The organism is Rhodothermales bacterium (assembly GCA_034439735.1).
Taxonomy (GTDB): Bacteria; Bacteroidota; Rhodothermia; order Rhodothermales; family JAHQVL01; genus JAWKNW01.
Genome location: JAWXAX010000023.1, coordinates 1 through 19,466, shown reverse-complemented (window position 1 = coordinate 19,466; position 19,466 = coordinate 1). Strand labels below are relative to the sequence as shown.

The following is a 19,466-nucleotide window of genomic DNA, read 5'->3' as shown; positions in this document are numbered from 1 at the left end:
TCCTCCACCAGTCGCTGGATCGTGGCCTCCTCCGCGCCGACGAGGCCACGATCCAGCGACTGGTGGAGGAAATGCAAAGTGAAAAGTGAAAAGTTTGGGGCACAAACCCACTTTTCACTTTTTCCTTTTCACTTTTTCCTTTTTCCTTATCACTTCCTATCCATCCATCCCGTGAGGCTGAATCGTTCGCGTCGGGCGGGCAGGACTTCGTGGGGGACGCGGTCGCTCAGGAAACACACGAAGGTGCCGGCACGCGGTACAACGTCGATGCCCGCATCGTCGGGCGCGTCGGAAGGGTAGATGCGTAACAGCCCGCCATCCTCGGGCGTCCAGCCCTGATTGAGGTACAGGATGCAGGAGACCGTGCGATGGGGCGCCGTCTTGAACTGGTCCAGGTGGCGTTTATAAAACGCGCCGGCGGGATAAACAGCGAAATGCCCTTCGAAGCCGCGGAGGCCCAGGTAGAGTGTTCGGTTGAGTTCCTGGCGCAGGGCGGCGAGCCGCTCCCAGTAGGGCACAACGGCCTCCGGGAGGGCGAGCGGGTCCAGCCAGTGGATGCGGTCGCTGCGAATCTCCGGGCGCTCAACCGCCGCGCCGGCGCCGATGCCGGCGGCGCGGAACGCCCCCTCGCGCCACAGCGCTAGTTCCGCCTCGAGCAGTCGATGGATTTCGGCATCGGGTACAAAACCGGGCGTGATGCTCCAACCCGTCGTCGCAATCGCATCGACGATGTCCAAAAAATCAAAAAGGGTGTCCACGGATGCGTCCTGAGCGAGACTCGAATAAACCCGTTTCCGCTCACCCGGGGGGGCGTTGCGGCACCGGAGGAATAAGCCGGCCGATATAGCCGGCCACGTCCCGATAGGTTCCACCGGGCCGATGCGCCAGGAACCCGTTTTCCATGCTAGAAAACGCGACTTTCCCGGCCCCAAAAGCGGCGTTGGATCGCGCTAAAAATTGTAGCCCGAATGGTCCCCGGGACTAGTAACTAATACAGGTGCGTGTCGTAGATTTTGACCTGTTCGCGAAGCCGGCTAGCCGTCCTTTCTTGCCGCGCTTCACCAGGCATCCACCCTAACCCAGAATACGAAGCAATGGGTGCTCATATTTACGTCGGCGAGACGCATGTTGGCCGTGGAGTCTTCGCCTCTCGACACTTTAAGCCCGGGGAGTTGATTCTTCGATTCTCCGGGCGACGCATCGACCACAACGACCCGCTTCACTTTACCGATCACGCTGGAAATTTACTTCAAACGGGCAAGTTCACCTACATCTACCCCGACGCCCCGGGCCTCTACGTAAATCACTCCTGCCACCCGAACGCCGGCATTGTAGCGCATCGCCGGCTGGTGGCCCTCGCTCCCATCCATGTCGGCGAAGAAATCTGCTTCGATTATTCCACGACCATGGACGACGGCATCTGGACGCTCGACTGCCTTTGCAGCCACGGTACCTGCCGGCATGTCGTCACCGACTTTAAAACACTCGACACTGACCTTCAGACGAATTATCTGGCGCGCGGCATCGTGCCCCGATTTATCGCACGAACCTACCGCACCCCTATGATGCGCGCCGCGTAAGGCGCAATGCGATCGTGTGGAAGGGCGTCTGGTGACCCGCCAGACGCCTTTTTTTATTCTGGGCCGCCCAGTGCCTGCGCCCCCCATGCCGCCAGCTCGGCGTCCTCCACCTGCGGGAGCCCGCTCACGCCCACGGCGCCGACCACGGCCCCCCTCCAGAGCAGCGGCACGCCGCCGCCCCACCCCGAATAGCGCAAATCGCCAAAATTTGTCATCGGAAACCCATCGTTCCGCGACGCCTGGCCGATCGCGCCGGACGGTTTCCGTTCACGCGCCGCGGTGAAGGCTTTGTTGATGGCATTCTGGATCGAGGGTAATGGGCAGCCATCCGTCCGCAAAAAAGCCACCAGTTCGCCATGCGCGTCGACGACGGCTATGGCGGCGCCTCTGTGCGGGTCTTCAAGTCTACGACGGATCGCGTCGAGCACCCGAAGGGCGTCGGTGTATGAAAGTGTGGGGGTTTCGTACATGGGAGCCGGACCTCGACGGTCCGCGTACTCGAAGGTTAGTAAAGCGTGATCTCAAAGATCAATGTTTCGTTTGGCGGGACCACCGCGGAGCCCGTTTCTCCGTACGCTAACGCGGGAGGAATGATCAGCTGGCGTTCGCCATCGGCGCGCATCCCGACCATGCCCTCGATCCATCCCGGAATGGTCTCGCCGATGCTGAGATTGATCACCACCGGCGTACCGCGAAGGACAGAACTATCGATCAACGTGCTATCGCTCAACCACGCATTGTAATCCACCACCACCGTCTCGCCGGCGACGACTGGATCTCCTTCTCCCACGACGAAGTCGTAATATTTCAGGCCACTCGCCGTGACCGTAAACAGCGAATCAGCCACCACACGAGGGATCGCGTCGGGCAGCATTTCCTGTTCTACTTCTTCCGTGAAGTCGAACAGACCACAGGCTGAAATCGATAGTATGGATCCCCAAAAAAGGATCATCAAACAGGTAGTTCGCATGGTCAACCTCACTGTACCGCCATAATGATGACTTCGAATACGAGTGTCGCGTTGGGTGGGACAGCGCCTCGGCCGGCCGCGCCGTAGGCCAGGTTGGGGGGGATGATCAGCTGCCGCTCGCCGCCGACCCGCATGCCGGCGAGGCCTTCGTCCCACCCCTTGATCACCTGACCGGTACCTAACACAAAAAAGATGGGGACTCCGCGGAGCACAGAGCTATCGAATAGTTGATCATTTACGAACCAGCCGTGGTAATGCACCTGTACCGCCTGTCCGGAATCCGCCACGACGCCGTCGCCGATAAAAAAGTCGTGGTATTTAAGGCCACTCGGCGTTGTGGTGAACAGCGAATCGGCCACCTCGCGCGGGAGCGGGTTCCTATCGATCTGTTCCTCGGGCGGATCGCCATCGAAGTAATCGCAGGCGGAAAATACGATGCCGAGGACCAGCACCGGAATCCAGAGAAAGCGGCGAAAAGGCATGACGACCGGTTCAGGGATGGGTAGGACGCGAGCCACCGACAGGCGGGAGCGTACGTACGCCTCAGCCGGCCCAGATGTTTTCAGCGGGTGCGATCTGCCTGAAATTACACCGCCACCCGATCCAACGCGTAACGCACCCGGCAACGACGCAGGGCTTCCTGAACCTCCTGCAGCACGATCGGCTTCGCCACCGCATAGGCAAAGCCGGCTTCCATCAGCTTCGAGCGCCCACCCTCCGACAACTCGGCGACGACCGCCAGCACCCGCGCGTTCTCCTGGAGATAGGGCTGTAGTACGTCCCGCAACTCGATGGCCTCCCGAGGCGATACAGCCGACAGCATGAGTATTTCCGCTTCCTGTATGCCCGGCGACGAAGCCGCCGCGGCGGCATCACCGACCGAAAGGACAACCAGTCCCAGAGATTCCAGCACGCGCTGCGTCAGTTTCCGCTGGAGGGGATGGGCTTCCACCAGTACGACGCTCCTCAAAGGGGCCGGCTCGGATGGAACGACCTGGAGCCGGTCCAGCAACAACGCTTGCAACACATCCAGCTTGATGGGCTTCGCCATAAACGGGTAGTGTGAGGCGAACGAGGCGCGATGGAGAATGGTGCCGACCGCCAGGCATGGACTCGGATCCAGACGCGGCGTCAGGGTGTCGAGAAGTCCGCCGGGCATCGTGACATCGACAAACGCGATGTCAAATGCGGCTTCGGATGCCAGTGTGAGGGCGCTGCCGGCGTCGGCCGCCTCGGCGCACATCAGGCCAAGCGACTCGAGGTAGTAGCGGAGCGTCTCGCGAGCCCGCGGGTTGTCGTCCACTACGAGCGCGCGTCGACCCTTAAATGTCTGAAGATCGAACCTATCCACCTCCGGTGCGGCGGTTAGCGTCAGTTTCGCCGTAAATGTCGACCCCGCGTTCGGCGTGCTCTCGACATGCATGGAACCGCCCATCAACTCCACGAGGCGCGACGTAATTGACAGGCCGAGGCCCGTGCCCCCGTATTTTCGTGTCGTCGAGGCATCCACCTGCGAAAAGGCGTCGAACAGGGTGGCGAGCTTCTCCTCCGGGATGCCGATGCCGGAATCGGTGACGGAAATTCCAAATCCATACCCGGCGCCCGTCGCCGGCGCAGGACACACAGCCACCACGATCTCACCCTGGTCCGTGAACTTGACGGCGTTGGACAAGAGGTTCACAACGACCTGTCGGATTCGGTTGGAATCTCCGAATAACGTGGTCGGGATGGCCATGTCGATCCGGCTGACGAGCTCCAGCTGTTTTTCCGCGGCGCGGGCGACCACCACATCGATCGCGGCCTCGATTACCTCGCGGAGGCTAAACGGGATGTGTTCGATCTCAACCTTGCCGGCTTCGATCTTCGAAAAATCCAGAATATCATTGATGATCGACAGCAGCGCCAGGCCGGACGACTGGATCACCTCGACGGTTTCACGCTGGTCATCGTCCAGACCCATATCGAGCAGCAGGCTCGTCATCCCGATCACGCCATTCATCGGCGTGCGAATTTCATGGCTCATCGTTGCCAGAAACTCGGCCTTGGCGCGCGCCGCTGACTCCGCCGCTTCTTTCGCCACCACGAGGTCCCGCGTGCGGCGTTCGACCTCGCGCTGCAGGGCGATGTTGCTTTCGAAGAGCGAAAACGAGTCGCCCGTCGAGCGTATGGACTGTTTGACTCGCTCCTTGAGCGAGTCGTTTATTTTTTTCTCTTTCGCGAGCTTCTTCTCGAGCTCGTGAACGCGCGCGGCATGGTCGATTGGCGCTTCCGTCATACCTCCTCGCCGATGGCTATGCCCGTCAACGTCTGGTTCACATGGAGACCATTGATCTGCTCGCCGAACGTGCTGAACCCCATAAAATTTACTTCGCTAAGGAGGCCGGCCACCTCTTGTTCGATTCCTTTTTCCAGGATCTCGATCCGCCTCAGGATACAGTCGCACCCGATCGTCAGGGAAGGCGTCCCGATGTCTGCCCGGAGTGCCGCGATCTGCTCGCCCAGCACTTCGAGGTAATTGACCCCGTTGGCGACGGTGAGCGGGAGGCCGGAGTCGATGGCGCACAGGAAAGTAAGGCTCCCATCCGCGTTTGCCTGTTTGATCGAGCGCACATACCACTCGTCGCCGATCTGAATCATAATGGGGTGGAGCGAAAAAACGTGTGCGTCGAGTTCCTCGGGCCGCAGCCCCAGGGCCGCGGCATATTCTATGGTCGCCATGCCGCCGTTGATCTCATACACCGTCCGTGAATCCGGATCCGACGCGGTGACCACCAGATCGACGGCCGTGGGCTGGAAGTGTTGCCATCGGAAAACGCGGAACGGCAGCGTTGTCTCGACCACGGCGAGGACCGCCGCGTGCTCATGGAATCGCCCGTCCATATACACGAGCGTCTCGACGAATTGGAGATCGTCCCCCGCGGATCCCCCGACGATCGGCATCCCGTTGAAGGCGTTGTACAGATTTGAAACCACCCGCTCCTCGAGAAGCGATAGTCCATCCACCAGTAGGAGCCCGAACATGCGGTCCGCGCCGGCGCGCCGGGAGAACTCGAGCTGGCTCTCCACGTCCTGGCAGACCATGGCGGCCCGGGTAAGGCCAAAGTCGCGCATCGAGGTGATAAGCACGGGGTGGAGGCGGAAGTGGGAAGTCGGGAAACTCGCTCCCACGATACCGTTGCGCTGGTACGTACTGGCGATTTCGCCGGCCGTGGTGCACCCCACTACCGGGCAGTCGAAGTGGGCGCGCATCGCTTCGGCGATGATTTCGGGGTCGTAATTCGACGAGCAAAAAAGCACAACGCCGGCCATATCCGGCTGGGTCACCTGCGCCGCGAACGCCGCGACGGCTGCGCGGGCATCCGCTTCGATTACCTCTCCCCGGCGAACCAGACTCGTCTCTACCATGGTATTCATTGGCTTTACAGGCACTGGTCGAGCCCTACGATTTCTCCTCGATGCAATTCCCAAGGAACGCATCCCTGATACGCTAGCCAGTATCGACCAGAAGACGATCTGAATAAATCCCTGTCCCGTAAACGCGCCGCGACGCTGGCGAGCCGCTACCGCATTTCCTATTTTAGCGTCTCGTACTTCGTCACTCACTTCCGCTTTCCGATCATGCGCTCTCGACACGTTGTCACCACCCTGCTGCTGCTGGTCCTCTTATTTTTATTTGCCACGGGATGCACGATGCGCGTACGTCAGCCGAACGACGCCGAGCGCGAGACTCTCCAGACGATGGTGCTCAGCCTGACGCGGGACGTGCTGGACGCCGCCGAGACGGTAAATGTTGAAGCAGCCTTCCGCTACCATAGCAACATGCCGGATGCGGTGTTTCTGATTGACGGCAAACGGTATACGCGAGGGGAATTGCTGGAGGTATACCGCGGTATTTACGCCGGCGTCGAGCACCAGGAGATCGAGTTCGGCGAGCCCACCGTAAGTGTCGTGTCCGAACAGCTGGTCATCGTCTCGTCCACCGGCCGCTTCGTCACAAAGATGAAAAGCGGCGGCTCCTTCGCCCGCGACGCCGCGTGGACGTACGTGTGGGTCCACGAAGGCGAGTCCTGGAATATCCGACACGCGCACCAGTCGTTCCCGCGCGAAGAGTAACAGCTATGCCACTGTCAGCCGCAGGGCAAGGCCGGACGGATCGCGAATCAGCGGCTCCGGGCCACTCATGTCGATGGGCTGACGGAGATCATCGAGATGGCTTACGAGCCCCTCGAGTGCCGCTGAATCGGGCAGGACAATCGAGGCCTCCACCAGGCCCAACGCCCCCTCCGCCGGCGGCCCTGCTCCGCGCGAATGCCAGGTATTGGCGCCGATATGATGATGATACCCTCCGGCGCTGAAAAACCCGGCCCCGTGCAGCATCGCCATCGTGGTCATCCCCAACCGGGTGGTATAAAAGGCTTCGGTAGCCGCGACGTCGGCCACGCGCAGGTGGATGTGCCCCATGGTCGTGCCGGCGGGCATGCCGCGCCAGGACACGCCGGCGCCTGCATCGAGCACTCCCCGAATGTCCACCGGCTCCGTCCCCATCCGCACGCGCCCCCCTTCATACGTCCACTCCGTTCGCGGTCGATCCCGATATACTTCAATCCCGTTGCCTTCGGGATCCGATAGATACAGCGCCTCACTGACATCGTGGTCGCCGGCGCCGTCCAGCCGGTGCCCCATGCCGGCCATATGGGCCAGCCAGGCCCCCAGATGCGCCCGGGAGGTCACGAGCAGGGCGAAGTGATACAATCCCGTGGCATGCGGCTCGGCCTGGCCGGCGGGGCGATGCATCAGCCGGAGCAACGGCCGGCCACCGGCCCCAAGCACCGCCTCATCGGACGAGCCCGCCATCACGTCGAGCCCCATCACGGTTTCGTAAAACCGCCGCATATCATCCAGATCAGCGACCGCCAGAGTGACCGCCCCGACGCGGGTGTCGGGGTGGATAGTAAAGGGGGAGTTGGCCGGGGAACGATCGTCCATCGAATGGCGAAAGAAATGAGTGCTTGATGGATTGAACACCATCATTTATCATGGTACGCCAGGTAAACATATTGACACACTAAATCCGCGGGCTGCGGGTTCCGAGTCTCGGCCGAGGCTGGTCGCGATACCCGGAACACCGAACCCGGCACACATCGACCCCATGGACTGGATCCCGGTCATCCTTGGAAGACTGCACCCGATGATCGTGCACTTCCCCATCACCCTCCTGTTGGTAGCCCTCGTCGTGGAAGGCCTGACATGGAAGGGGCAACGGCCGAATCTGGAAGGGAGCAAACGCCTGCTCGTGGCGCTGGGGGCGGCTTCCGCGGTTGTCGCGGCCGGCATGGGGCTGCTGCTCGCAGACGCCGAGTCGTTTGCCGGCCAGACCGTCGTGTGGCACAAATGGTCCGGCGTAGCCACCGCCCTCCTGGCCCTGGCGGCCTTTCTGTTGCTCCGGCGGGAGACGCGCCGGCCGTCACCCGAGCACCGGCTTCAGTTCCGCGCCGCCCTGGCGCTTGCGTCCGTGGGTGTCGGCGTGGCGGGGCACTTCGGGGCGTCCCTCACGCACGGCGAGACGTACCTCACGGAGGTGCTGCCGTGGAATCAGGCGGCGCCCACCGCGCTCGACCCCGCCATCCGGTACGCCCTCGACGCCGGCGAACCGCTCACCGACGCCCAGCGGATCGAGCTGAATATGGGCGTCCGTTCGATTTTCGCCCACAACTGCTACAAATGCCACAGTTCCAACAAGGTAGAAGGTGGATTGCGGTTGGATGAAAAGGAATTCGCCTTCCTCGGCGGCGACTCCGGCCCCACGATCGTGCCCGGGCGGAGTGGAAATAGCGAGCTAATCCGCCGGCTCTTGCTCCCGCGTAACGACGAGGAGTCCATGCCCGAAAAACGCGACGCCCTGCCAGGTGAAGACATCGCGCTGATCCGCCTCTGGATCGACGACGGCGCCTACTGGCCGGACAGCCTCGAATACAACATCTTCCGCGAGGCGCCCCTCGCGCCGCGCAAGCCCGAACTGCCGGCGATCGCCGGCGGCCTGAAGCACCCGGTGGACCGTCTCGTGGACCGCTACTTCGAGGCCAATGCAATCGCGTGGGACGAGCCCGTGGACGACCGCCGCTTCATCCGCCGGGCCTATCTGGACGCCATCGGTCTGATTCCTTTGCCCGAGGAGGTGGATCGTTTCGTCGCGGATGGTCGGCCCGACAAGCGCGAACGCCTCGTCGATGCGTTGCTGGCGCGCGACGAGGACTACGCCGCGCACTGGCTCAGCTTCTGGAACGACCTGCTGCGCAACGACTACTCCGGCCCCGGCTACATCGACGGCGGGCGCCGGCAGATTACCCGCTGGCTCTACGACGCCCTGCGCGATAATATGCCCTACGACACCATGGTGCGCGCGCTGATCGATGCGTCGCCGGAATCGGATGGGTTCGTCAAAGGCATCAAATGGCGCGGCGCGGTGAACGCCAGCCAGCGCGTCGAACTCCAGGCCGCCCAGAACATCTCCCAGTCCCTGCTCGGTCTCAATCTCAAGTGCGCCTCGTGCCACGACAGCTTCGTCAGCAATACGAAACTCGACGAGGCGTACGCCTTCGCGAATGTCTTCGCGGACACCACGCTCGAGATCTTCCGGTGCGACAAGCCCACCGGCCGGCTGGCGGAAACGGCATTCATCTTCCCCGAGCTTGGCACGATCGACGGCACGGCCCCCGTCAGCGAGCGGCTGGTGCAGCTGGCCGATCTCGTTACCCATCCGGACAATGGCCGGCTCCAGCGGACCCTCGTCAACCGGTACTGGGCGAGGCTCCTCGGCCGCGGGCTGGTCGAGCCCGTCGATGAGATGGACCGCCTACCCTGGGATCAGGATGTGCTGGACTGGCTCGCGTCCGACTTCTCCGCCGGCGGGCAGGACCTGCGTGTGCTCCTCCGGACGATCATGACATCTCGCGTCTACCAGCTGCCGGCCCGCACCGCGCCGTCCGAAGATCAGGTGCGCAGCGAGTCGTTTGCGTTCACCGGACCCCTCGTTCGCCGGCTCACCGCCGAACAGTTCGCCGACGCCGTCAGCGAAGCCGTCGCCCCGGTGTACGTCAGCGTCGCCTTTAACCCCGAGGCCCAGAGCAACCCCCCCGACGCCAGCTGGATCTGGTATCCGGACATCCACCAGTCCCAGAACGCCTACCCCGGCGCCCGTTACTTCCGGGCCGGCTTCGACACCCCCGGCGCCGTGCAATCCGCCAGCCTGCTCGCCACCGCCGACCATGCGTATAAGGTATATATCAATGGCCGGCTTGCCCTCGAGGCCGACAACTGGCGGACGCCCGAGCGCCTCGATGTGGCCGGCCTCTTGAAGCCGGGCCGCAACCTCGTCGCCGTCGAGGCTGTCAACGAAGGCACGGTTCCCAACCCCGCCGGCGTCCTGCTGAGCCTCCAGCTCACCTTCGACGATGGGAGTATCCAGCGCGTCGAAAGCGGCCAGGGCTGGAAGACGCTGGACTCGCTGGCCGCCGGCTGGAACGAGCCCGGTTTCGACGATGTCGGCTGGCTGGATGTCCAGCGCAAAAGCCACAGCCTATGGGGGTACATCCTCCAGTTTACCCACGAGGCGACGGACGCCGCGCCGGCCTTCGCCCGGGCCTCCCTGGTGTACAACGACGACTTTTTGAAGGCGCTCGGCCGCGAAAGCCGCGAAACCGTCATCACCAGCCGACCCACGCAGACGACCCTGCTGCAGGCACTGGAAATGACCAACGGCGATCGGTTTTACGAGACGATGCAGATCGGCGCCGAGCACTGGCACGCCGCCCTGGGGGCCTCGCCGGCCGTGCTGGTAGACAGCGTGTACGCATCCACCCTCAGCCGGCCTCCAACCGACGCCGAACGTCGTGTCGCGCTCGACCTTCTGGGGGCGGCCCCGGATACTACGACCGTGCAGGATTTGCTCTGGGCGCTGGTCATGCTGCCCGAATTTCAGTTGATCTATTGAGCATCGTTATGAACAACAGCCTATCTCGTCGGGACTTCGTGCGGCGGACCGGGGCGGCGACGCTGGCCGCGATGGCGGCGGGCCTTCCATCGGCCACATTCCTCAGCTCGTGCGCCACTAACGCCCGCGCCCACGCCACGGCCGACACCGTCATCCTCCTCTGGATGGCCGGCGGGATGGCGCACACCGAGACGTTCGACCCCAAAACCTATGTCCCGTATGAGAAAGGGATCGACCCCAACCGGGTGTTGAGCACCTTTCCCTCGATCTCCACGGCCGTGGATGGGATCCGGTTCAGCCAGGGGCTGGAAGAGATGGCGAGCGTGATGGATCGGGGCACGGTCATCCGGTCGTACCAGTCGGGCGACCTCGGCTTCATCCTCCACTCCAGGCATCAATACCACTGGCACACCTGCTACGAACCCCCGCAGACCGTCGCCGCGCCGCATATCGGGTCGTGGATCGCGCGTGAGCTGGGACCCATCAACCCGGCGCTGCCGGCGTTTATCAACATCGGGCAGCGATTTCATGTAGGGGAAGCCGAGGAGTTAAAAGCATTCCACACGGCCGGCTTCCTGGGCGCCGAGTACGGGCCGTTCCTCATCCCCGACCCTCAGACCGGCCTCGACAGCGTCCGCCCTCCGGTCGGTATGACGGCCAGCCGCTTCGAGCGGCGCAACCAGATCTACCGCGATCTCGTCGCGGAGAGCCCGCTGGGCGACCACGGGAGCGACTACCAGAAGGAATCGCTCATGCGATCCATGGAGCAGGCCTATCGTCTGCTCAACTCGCCCGAAGCGCGCGCTTTCGACCTCTCCCTCGAGCCCTCCGCCTCGTACGACGCCTACAACACGGGCCGCTTCGGCCTCGGCTGCCTGCTCGCGAAGCGCCTTACACAGGAAGGCGCGCGCTTTATCACGGTCACGACCGAATATGAGCCGTTCCACGGGTGGGATACCCACGAGAATGGGCATACACGGCTGGTGGCCATGAAGCAGTTGATCGACCGCCCGATCGCAAAGCTCGTACGGGACCTCGAGGAGAGCGGCCACCTGGATCGGACGATCATCGTGCTGGCGAGCGAGTTCAGCCGGGACATGATGATGGAGGGCCGGCCAGGCGCCAAAGTGAAGGATCAGGTGTTCGTCCCGGACGCCATCGACGACCTCGTGCACTACGGCATGCACCGCCATTTCACCAGCGGCTGCTCCATCATGATGTACGGCGGGGGCATCAAGAAAGGGTATGCCTTCGGACGCACCGCGGACGAACGTCCGTGTGAAGCGGTGGAAAACCCGGTCAAGATCGACCAGATACACCAGACGATCTACCACGCCCTGGGTATCCCGCCAGAAACGAGCTACGAGATCGAGGCTCGTCCTTTCTACACGACGCCGGACGGAAAGGGCGAGGCCATCCTCGATATTCTGCACTCCTAACAGCTGCCTACGCCCCCGATACCAGACAACCCGGCGCGAGGGCTCACCTCCTTTATTAGTAACTACTTATAGAACCAAACAAGGGTGTGCTGGTAGACAGGGCTTCGCACTCCTTTACAGATGGGCCCTGGTGTCGATACTACCCTTCGACGATCCCTTCTCATCTTCGTTCAGGGGCCCCAGGGCCTCGCTGAACCCCGGTTTTATTTCCTATTGAGCGGTGAATTAGGGCAACATGATTTTGTAGGGTGGAGGCAACCCGCATAAGGCCGCGATGTCGCATGACCCCACGCCTAAGATAAGCCGTCGAGCCGTGTTGATGATTTATCAATGCGCGCTCGAAGCCGGCATGACCGAGCACCTTTTCTTCCAGGGGGTCGGCTATACCGCAAGCACCTGTCCGGAATGGATAGGGTGGGATCACTGCATCCTGTTTCACAACCGAATCGCCGCGTTCGCCGGCTCCGACGACCGGCTCCGCACGATCGGCTACGACGTCTTCAAAGCTCCCTCTGGCATCCTCCTGCTGCGCGTGCTCGGCCTTTTTTCGGACTTATCGTCCATCCTCATGCGTATGAACGCGTTTGTGATGCGCACGTTTTTTCCGGGGCTGCAATTCGAAACCGTCATCGACAAAGACGCGAGAACGGCCACCGCTTCCATCGCGATTCCCGAGCCTTTCGCGACTTGCCGGGCCTTTTTTGTGTTATCCGCCTCGGCCTACGAAGCCACGTTTCGTCAGCTTAAGGTGCCGTATAGAGCCTTTTCGTACGAGGTGTCGGAGCGCTCGGCCAGTTACACATTCTCGTTTTACCCCACGCGTTCCTTCATCGAACGCATCCGCCATATCTACCATATAATCGTGGGGGCGGACTTTGCGGTGCAGCAGCTTGCGGAGAACGAGGAGGAACTGCGCCGGCGTCTCGAAATTGTCGAGGCCGCTCGCGCCGAAGCGGAAAGTCTACGCATCAAAGAGGCGGAGGCCCGCCAGATCGCCGTTCAGGCGCTCGACGTGCGTCAGCGTTTTCTGGCCGTCATGTCGCACGAATTACGGACGCCCCTGAACCACATCATCGGCGCCTCCACCATTTTGAAGGACGAGGCGCTTTCGGAAGAAAACCAGGAGATGGTCGGGATCGTCGACGCAGCGGCGCACAACCTGTTGCACCTCATCGAACTGGTGCTGGACTTTACCGGAGTCGGCGAGTTGGCCTTCGAAACCGCGTCCGAACATCCTGTTTCCACTCTCATCGATCCTCTAGCCGACAAGACCCATTACGCCTGCGAAGCAAAAGGCCTCACGTTCGAGTACCACCCCCTCGCGTCGGCGCCCAACATCCTCGTCTATCCCGGCCATCTGAGCCGCATCCTGACGTTGTTGCTGGACAATGCCGTCAAGTTCACCGACGAAGGCAGCGTACGGTTGGAGGTAGAGATGCCGGCGAACAAGCGACTCGCCGTACGCATCGTCGATAGCGGCCACGGTATCCCCGGGGAATGGGGCGAGCGCGTATTCGAGCCATTCCAGGCACTCGACGACTCGCAAACGCGCGCCAGGGGAGGCATTGGCCTGGGCCTGACCATCGCTCGTAAACTGGCCCAGGAAATCGGCGGCGATGTGCGGTTGATTGCGTCCTCGCATGAGGGCACGACGTTCCAGGTGGATGTGCCGATAGAGCCCCAGGCCTACCCTGGCGACGGCATGGCCGGATGAATGACCCAGGCCCCGGCAGCGCGCAGCGGAAGAGCTGAAGGGCGAACCATTGCGCCTTTGGAGAGTAGGTTGTCCCCGTTGTTTCGCTCGCAAGTGGTGCGTTGCGAACACGCACCCAGGAAGTAGAGGAACCTCCCCGCACGCGTATGACGATACCCGAGCATTTGCGTCATGTGCGCCTGTATAGTGATCGGGAAGTGAGCAGCATCCTGAAGCGCGCCTCGGAGCTACAGGATCACGAAAATGCCGAAGCACGACGGGGAATCTGTTACGAGCAGATCGAGTCGTTCGCGCTGGAGATGGGCATCGAAGCCGAGGTACTCCGCGCCGCGGCGGTCGAGCTCGAGCAGTACGATCTGGAACATGGCGCGCGCACGTTCTGGGGCGGCCCCTTCGAATTGTCGACTGGCCGAATCGCCCCCGGCGCGCTCACCCCTGAAACCGCCGCGCGTCTCATCGAGGCCGTCGCGCTGCTGAGGCCGGGCGCCTTTCATAGATCCGAGGACCAGTTGCGCTGGCACAAACGATCCCATCTCACTGGCTCGTTGTACATCGACGTGAGTTCCCGTGAGACGTACACCGCCATTCGCCTCGACCGGACCTTTACGCACGCCGCCGGCTTCGCCTACACGATCGCCCCGTTTTTGAGCCTCGTAGGCGCCACCTCGGTGCCTGTGTTGCATCACGCGATCTGGGTTCAGGCCCTCATCTACGCGGGGAGCCTTCTGCTGGGCCTGGCGGCGGCCCGTGTCACCCTCGGGCTCTGGATCCGGCGGCAGCGCCGACGGCTGAAACATCTGGCCGATCACCTGCGTGTGCTCTCTTCCACTTCATCACTCTAACCCCATTCATGGCAAACCCGTTTCGTTCGCTCGTCCTCGCGGCTTCTCTGGCGGCCGGCCTCTCCGTTCAACCCGCCCACGCCCAGCCGGCCCCTGATGCGCTCCAGGATCTGCGGGTAGATGTCGTCTACCTCGCGTCGGACCTGCTCGAGGGCCGTCAAACCGGCACGCCGGGCGAGGCGCTCGCGGCACAGTACATCGCCTCGAGGTTCGAAGAAATCGGGCTTACAACGCTCGGGTCAGAAGGATGGCTTCAGCCCTTCACTTTTCACTACAGCGACAACCCCCATGCCCCGGCCGGCTCCGGCGAGGAACGCATCGGGCATAACGTGGTCGGCTACCTGGATCGCGGCGCGGCCACGACGGTGATCATAGGGGCGCATTACGACCATCTGGGCCACGGCGGCTTCGGATCGCGCGAACCGGATAGCGACGCCATCCATAACGGCGCCGACGACAATGCAAGCGGCACCGCCGTGCTCATTGAACTGGCCCGTCGCCTCGCGGCCTCCCCACTGGCGGGCAATAACTACGTCTTTATCGCCTTCTCAGGCGAAGAAATGGGCCTCTATGGGTCCAAGTACTTCGCAAACAACCCCGCGCTCCCCCTCGTCCAGGTCAACTACATGCTGAACATGGACATGGTGGGCCGGCTCAACGCCGAAAAGGTCCTGGCCGTGAACGGCACCGGCACGTCGCCGGCGTGGGACGGCGTTCTGGACGGGTTCGCCCACACGGGCCTACAGGTGCGTAAACACGCCAGCGGTATCGGCGCGTCAGACCACACCTCGTTCTACCTCCAGAATCTGCCCGTACTGCATTTCTTCACCGGCCAGCATCAGGAATACCACAAGCCTGCGGACGACAGCGAGTTGATCAATTACGAAGGCATGCACGAAGTGACGGGCTTTATCATGGGCCTGATCGAAGCCCTCGATGGCGATGACAAGCTAGCGTTCTCGGAGACCAAGGACGAGGACCAGGGCCGCGCCGCGGCTTCCTTTAAGGTGAGCATGGGCATCATGCCGGACTATGTCGCCGAGGGCACGGGTGTTCGCGTGGATGCCGTAATCGGCGGGCGGCCGGCGGCAGAGGCCGGCCTTGAAAAGGGCGACATCATCGTTAAAATGGATGAGGTCGAGATCGTGGACATCAACGCCTATATGCAAGCGCTCGCCACTTACGAAAAGGGAGACAAGGCGACCGTGGTCGTGAAACGCGGCGCCGAGACACTGACCAAAAACGTTCAATTCTGACCGCACGAACACCGCGTCGAATAAATGCCCGGCACAGCTGGTTATGAGGATGCGTATCTTGACGTACCCCCATAACCAGCTTCCCTGACCATGCTGCCCACCAATCGCCGTTCCTTTCTCAAGCGCACCCTTACGCTTCCCCTGATTGCCGCCACTGCGGCCTCCACTTCCGCCGCCCAGACGCCCGTTCTGCAGCCCGCCCGAAAGGGCCACCTCAAGCTGAGCTGCAACATGTTTTCCTTCAACGAGCCCCTGCGCGGCGGCACGATGACGCTTGAGCAGGCCATCGAGGCGTGCGCGGACCTGGGATTCGACGCCATCGACCCCACCGGCTACTACTTCACCGGCTATCCCGCACCCCCTGACGACGCCTACTGTTTTCATATCAAAAAACACGCGTTTCGATTGGGCCTGGACATGAGCGGCACCGGCGTCAGAAACGACTTCACCCTGTCGGAGGCCTCCGCACGGGACGCCGAAATCGCGCATGTAAAACGCTGGGTAGAGGTGGCCGCTCGGCTCGATGCACCGGTCCTCCGCATATTCGACGGACGGGGCCAGCCGGTAGACAAGACGGCGTACGAGACGACCTTCAGCCAGGTCGTCGATGCCGTGCGGACGTGCGTCGCCTACGGGCGGGAGCACGGGGTCATGATCGTCTACCAGCCGCACAACGAGTTTCTCAAGACCTCCGACGAGGTGCTTCGCCTGCTGGAAGCCGTCGGCTCGGATTGGCTGGGCCTCAACCTGGACATCGGCAGTCTGCGCGTGGGCGATCCCTACGAGGAGGTCGCCCGCCTGGCGCCCCACGCCTATACCTGGCAGATCAAGGAAACGGTGTTCCGAGGAACGGTGGAAGAAAAGACCGACTTAACACGTATCGCCACCATCCTGCAGGACTCCGCCTACCGGGGATACATCCCGCTCGAAACCCTGGGACCCGGCGACCCGGTACCGAAGCTCGAACGGTTTGTCGCTGAAGTGCGGCGCGATCTATTGTAGGCGCCAGTGCACCTATCTCGGTGCTCAGAACTCCAAACGTTGCCCACCCATCCACGAGATCCCCCTAATCGCATGCGCGTCCAGTCGTTTTCCAACCATACACGGCTCGTCCCTGGCTTCCACGTATTTCTGGCCGGCCTCATCCTGCTTTCCTTCGCCGGCGCGATGGTCAACCTCTCGCTGACGTATGAGCGGGGCGCCAACAGCTACAGTGCCGCGCTCATTGCCGTCATTCTAGTGTGTCTTGCCATGCTCTTTTATTACGCGCGAGTCTTTGCGCTGCGAGCGCAGGACCGCGCCATTCGGGCCGAAGAGAATTTCCGCCACTACGTGCTGACAGGCCGAATGCTGGACCAGCGTCTGAGCATGCCGCAAATCGTCGCCCTCCGCTTCGCCTCGGATGGCGAACTGCCCGAGCTCGCGGAACGCGCCGCAAGCCAGAACCTCAGCAATCGCGACATCAAGAAGGCGGTTCAGCACTGGCGCGCGGATCACAACCGCGCCTGAACACCACCCTCTATGTCCATTGGGGCACATCGATGACCTATCAAGCCATCAATTTCGCGGACAAGTTGCTTCGATTCGGCGAGCCGTGGTCCCCCCGCGTCATCGCCGAGATGAACGACTACCAGTTCAAGCTGGTCAAGGTTCAGGGCCGGTTTGTCTGGCACAGCCACCCGGATACCGACGAGACGTTTATCGTTCTCAAGGGCGTGCTAGTGATCGAGTTTCGGGATGGGGAAGTGACGTTGAACGAGGGCGAACTGTTTGTCGTGCCCCGGGGGGTCGATCATCGGCCATCGGCGCGGGACGAGTGCCATATGCTGCTGATTGAACCAGCAGGGGTCTTCAACACCGGCACAGCCGGCGGAGACCGGACGGCTCCGAACGATGTGTGGGTATGACGTAGCGGATGGTGGACCTCACCCGCGATGACGATCCAGCCAGAAGGCGATCGCCGCAATGGCCAGGTAGAGCATGAGCGCCGTGGCCGCAAGCGCGGGAATGGTGTTGCCGGTAGGAGGTGCGAAGAGATTCACCGCATTGATCGCCATCAGCGCAACGACGAGCGCCGGCATCCCATACGTCCCAATAGCCGTGCGCGCATGCGTAGCGCGCATGTACATGCCCAGGCCCACCAAAAGCAGCACGGCCTCAACGAAAAAGGTGAGGCCGGCATAATTCCATAATCCCAGCCCCACCATGGGCCCTGTTCCAGACAGGATCGGCAGATCCGGCGTGTGTACGATCAAATCCAGGAACCAGTGAGATACCACGGCCGCCGCCATGATGAGCGGGACGCGCCTACCGCCGGCGTATAATCGAAAGGCTAAAAACGTGAGACCTCCCCAGAGAAACGCGGCCACGAGGCTGTGGGAGTAAGGCATGTATTCGAGCACGAAGTGCGTGGCGTCCGTATAGTTTTCGACAAGCCGTAGTTGCTCGACCCCGAAAACGACCAGCGGGAAAAACAGGATATCCAGAAACTGAACGGCCAGGAATAGGACGCCTAACGAAGCCTTTTTGCCCTTGCTCTTCAGAGCGAGGCTAACGGCATAATGACCGACGAACATAGGGGTACGTACAGAAATAAAACCGAGTGAGTCAGAACAGCATGCGCGGAAAGGCAAGGATACCCATTTACGTATTCAAAATCACACCGTATCACGAGAAATGCCGGCTGGCAACGGTTGGCGATTCTGTCCAGGCCGCTGCTGGTCGCCGCCTTTTGCCGTCGCGGCTGCCCAGGATCATGGGCAACGGGTTCTCCCTGACCTCGCCTGACAGTCCATCGGGTAATCCTTAGAGGCATGGTATCAATCCGGCTTTATTGCCGATGAATGGGGCTGGGCAAGTAACGGCAGGGATCCTGCTCTTGATCCCGCGCACCGCGGCGCTGGGCGCCTGCTCTTTTCCCGCTGGGGCTGTAGCGGGGCCATGGTTTTCGGTCTTGCATATCTAACGCGCTTTTCGGTCATTGCACACGTCGGCGTATGCGTTTTCGTGGCGATCGGATTATTGGGGGGCGTGCTTATGCGATGGCAGGTCAACGGCATGCGCACCGACTGACTCCTTTTCACCTATCGACCGGCCCTATGCGGGATCACCCCGTACTCAAAACGGAACGCCTTACATTACGGTCCTTCCGAGCCAACGATGCCTCGCGTCTACAGCGACTGGCGGGCAATGAAGCCGTCGCGCGAACGACGTTTCTCCCTTATCCGTACAACGAGGGCCAAGCGGAGAGCTGGATTCGTCATCAGGAGGAAGATTACCTCGCCGGCCGGCTCACCAACTTCGCCATCGAACTCCGGGCGTCCCAGGAACTGATCGGGTCGATCGGGCTCATGCTGGAGCCGGCGTACCGCCACGCGCAACTCGGCTACTGGCTGGGCGAGCCATACTGGGGGCGAGGGTATGGGACCGAGGCCGCGGAGGCGGTGGTGGCACACGGCTTCCAACACCTCGATCTACATCGTATCTTCGCCGCCCATTTCAGCAACAACCCGGCCTCGGGCCGCATCCTGATCAAGGTGGGCATGCGCCATGAAGGGCGCCAGCGTGAACACTACCTGCGGTTTAATGTCTTCGAAGATGCCGAAATATATGGCATCCTGCGGCGCGAATTCGAGGAAAGGGCGGCGCCATGATGCGCATGGGCGGGTCGAAATG

General features: G+C 62.0%; 19 protein-coding genes. 11 read left to right on the top strand and 8 right to left on the bottom strand.

Annotated elements, in window-relative coordinates:
• Positions 1–149 precede the first annotated feature (149 nt).
• A complete protein-coding gene (locus SH809_01355) occupies positions 150–758 on the bottom strand; it encodes a 2OG-Fe(II) oxygenase (protein MDZ4698325.1) in 609 nt (202 codons plus the stop codon).
• 336 nt (positions 759–1,094) lie between these two features.
• Here SH809_01355 and SH809_01350 point away from each other — a divergent pair, with 336 nt between their 5' ends.
• The gene (locus SH809_01350; protein MDZ4698324.1) at positions 1,095–1,580 is read left to right on the top strand and encodes an SET domain-containing protein-lysine N-methyltransferase; all 486 of its coding nucleotides are present in this window, start codon (positions 1,095–1,097) and stop codon (positions 1,578–1,580) included.
• A 53-nt stretch (positions 1,581–1,633) separates the two neighbouring features.
• Here SH809_01350 and SH809_01345 read toward each other — a convergent pair whose 3' ends face one another.
• The 5 genes from SH809_01345 to SH809_01325 form a co-directional block, all read right to left on the bottom strand.
• Positions 1,634–2,050, bottom strand: coding sequence for a heme-binding protein (locus SH809_01345; protein MDZ4698323.1), 417 nt, complete (start codon positions 2,048–2,050; stop codon positions 1,634–1,636).
• A gap of 35 nt (positions 2,051–2,085) precedes the next feature.
• Positions 2,086–2,532, bottom strand: a complete 447-nt coding sequence (locus tag SH809_01340; protein ID MDZ4698322.1) for an FKBP-type peptidyl-prolyl cis-trans isomerase — start codon at positions 2,530–2,532, stop codon at positions 2,086–2,088.
• A 26-nt stretch (positions 2,533–2,558) separates the two neighbouring features.
• Positions 2,559–3,032, bottom strand: coding sequence for an FKBP-type peptidyl-prolyl cis-trans isomerase (locus SH809_01335; GenBank protein ID MDZ4698321.1), 474 nt, complete (start codon positions 3,030–3,032; stop codon positions 2,559–2,561).
• A 104-nt stretch (positions 3,033–3,136) separates the two neighbouring features.
• Positions 3,137–4,825 carry an ATP-binding protein gene (locus SH809_01330; GenBank protein MDZ4698320.1) on the bottom strand — a complete coding sequence of 563 codons (1,689 nt, stop codon included), beginning with the start codon at positions 4,823–4,825 and terminating at the stop codon, positions 3,137–3,139.
• Complete coding sequence (locus SH809_01325) at positions 4,822–5,955, bottom strand: FIST N-terminal domain-containing protein (GenBank protein ID MDZ4698319.1); 1,134 nt, start codon at positions 5,953–5,955, stop codon at positions 4,822–4,824. The genes SH809_01330 and SH809_01325 overlap by 4 nt, the downstream gene beginning before the upstream one ends.
• A gap of 213 nt (positions 5,956–6,168) precedes the next feature.
• Between SH809_01325 and SH809_01320 the strand changes: the two genes are divergently transcribed.
• Positions 6,169–6,663, top strand: coding sequence for a nuclear transport factor 2 family protein (locus SH809_01320; GenBank protein ID MDZ4698318.1), 495 nt, complete (start codon positions 6,169–6,171; stop codon positions 6,661–6,663).
• A gap of 3 nt (positions 6,664–6,666) precedes the next feature.
• Here the strand turns inward: SH809_01320 and SH809_01315 are convergent, their stop codons facing one another.
• Complete coding sequence (locus SH809_01315; protein MDZ4698317.1) at positions 6,667–7,536, bottom strand: VOC family protein; 870 nt, start codon at positions 7,534–7,536, stop codon at positions 6,667–6,669.
• Positions 7,537–7,699: 163 nt separating this feature from the next.
• On the opposite strand from SH809_01315, the gene SH809_01310 reads away from it, so the two are divergent.
• The 8 genes from SH809_01310 to SH809_01275 all read left to right on the top strand — a co-directional run bounded on the left by SH809_01310 (position 7,700) and on the right by SH809_01275 (position 17,698).
• On the top strand, positions 7,700–10,540 hold the full coding sequence (locus SH809_01310; protein MDZ4698316.1) for a DUF1549 domain-containing protein: 2,841 nt from the start codon (positions 7,700–7,702) through the stop codon (positions 10,538–10,540).
• An 8-nt stretch (positions 10,541–10,548) separates the two neighbouring features.
• On the top strand, positions 10,549–11,979 hold the full coding sequence (locus SH809_01305) for a DUF1501 domain-containing protein (GenBank protein MDZ4698315.1): 1,431 nt from the start codon (positions 10,549–10,551) through the stop codon (positions 11,977–11,979).
• Between the two features lie 319 nt (positions 11,980–12,298).
• Positions 12,299–13,693 (top strand): HAMP domain-containing sensor histidine kinase, encoded by a 1,395-nt coding sequence (locus SH809_01300; protein ID MDZ4698314.1) that lies wholly within the window; start codon positions 12,299–12,301, stop codon positions 13,691–13,693.
• 146 nt (positions 13,694–13,839) lie between these two features.
• Positions 13,840–14,535, top strand: a complete 696-nt coding sequence (locus tag SH809_01295) for a hypothetical protein (GenBank protein ID MDZ4698313.1) — start codon at positions 13,840–13,842, stop codon at positions 14,533–14,535.
• 8 nt (positions 14,536–14,543) lie between these two features.
• The gene (locus SH809_01290) at positions 14,544–15,791 is read left to right on the top strand and encodes a M28 family peptidase (GenBank protein MDZ4698312.1); all 1,248 of its coding nucleotides are present in this window, start codon (positions 14,544–14,546) and stop codon (positions 15,789–15,791) included.
• Positions 15,792–15,881: 90 nt separating this feature from the next.
• Positions 15,882–16,793 (top strand): sugar phosphate isomerase/epimerase family protein, encoded by a 912-nt coding sequence (locus tag SH809_01285; GenBank protein MDZ4698311.1) that lies wholly within the window; start codon positions 15,882–15,884, stop codon positions 16,791–16,793.
• 72 nt (positions 16,794–16,865) lie between these two features.
• Positions 16,866–17,300 (top strand): DUF6526 family protein, encoded by a 435-nt coding sequence (locus tag SH809_01280; GenBank protein ID MDZ4698310.1) that lies wholly within the window; start codon positions 16,866–16,868, stop codon positions 17,298–17,300.
• Between the two features lie 32 nt (positions 17,301–17,332).
• Positions 17,333–17,698, top strand: a complete 366-nt coding sequence (locus SH809_01275) for a cupin domain-containing protein (protein MDZ4698309.1) — start codon at positions 17,333–17,335, stop codon at positions 17,696–17,698.
• Between the two features lie 18 nt (positions 17,699–17,716).
• Here SH809_01275 and SH809_01270 read toward each other — a convergent pair whose 3' ends face one another.
• Positions 17,717–18,367, bottom strand: coding sequence for a hypothetical protein (locus SH809_01270; GenBank protein ID MDZ4698308.1), 651 nt, complete (start codon positions 18,365–18,367; stop codon positions 17,717–17,719).
• A gap of 522 nt (positions 18,368–18,889) precedes the next feature.
• Between SH809_01270 and SH809_01265 the strand changes: the two genes are divergently transcribed.
• Complete coding sequence (locus SH809_01265; protein ID MDZ4698307.1) at positions 18,890–19,444, top strand: GNAT family N-acetyltransferase; 555 nt, start codon at positions 18,890–18,892, stop codon at positions 19,442–19,444.
• Positions 19,445–19,466: the final 22 nt, after the last annotated feature.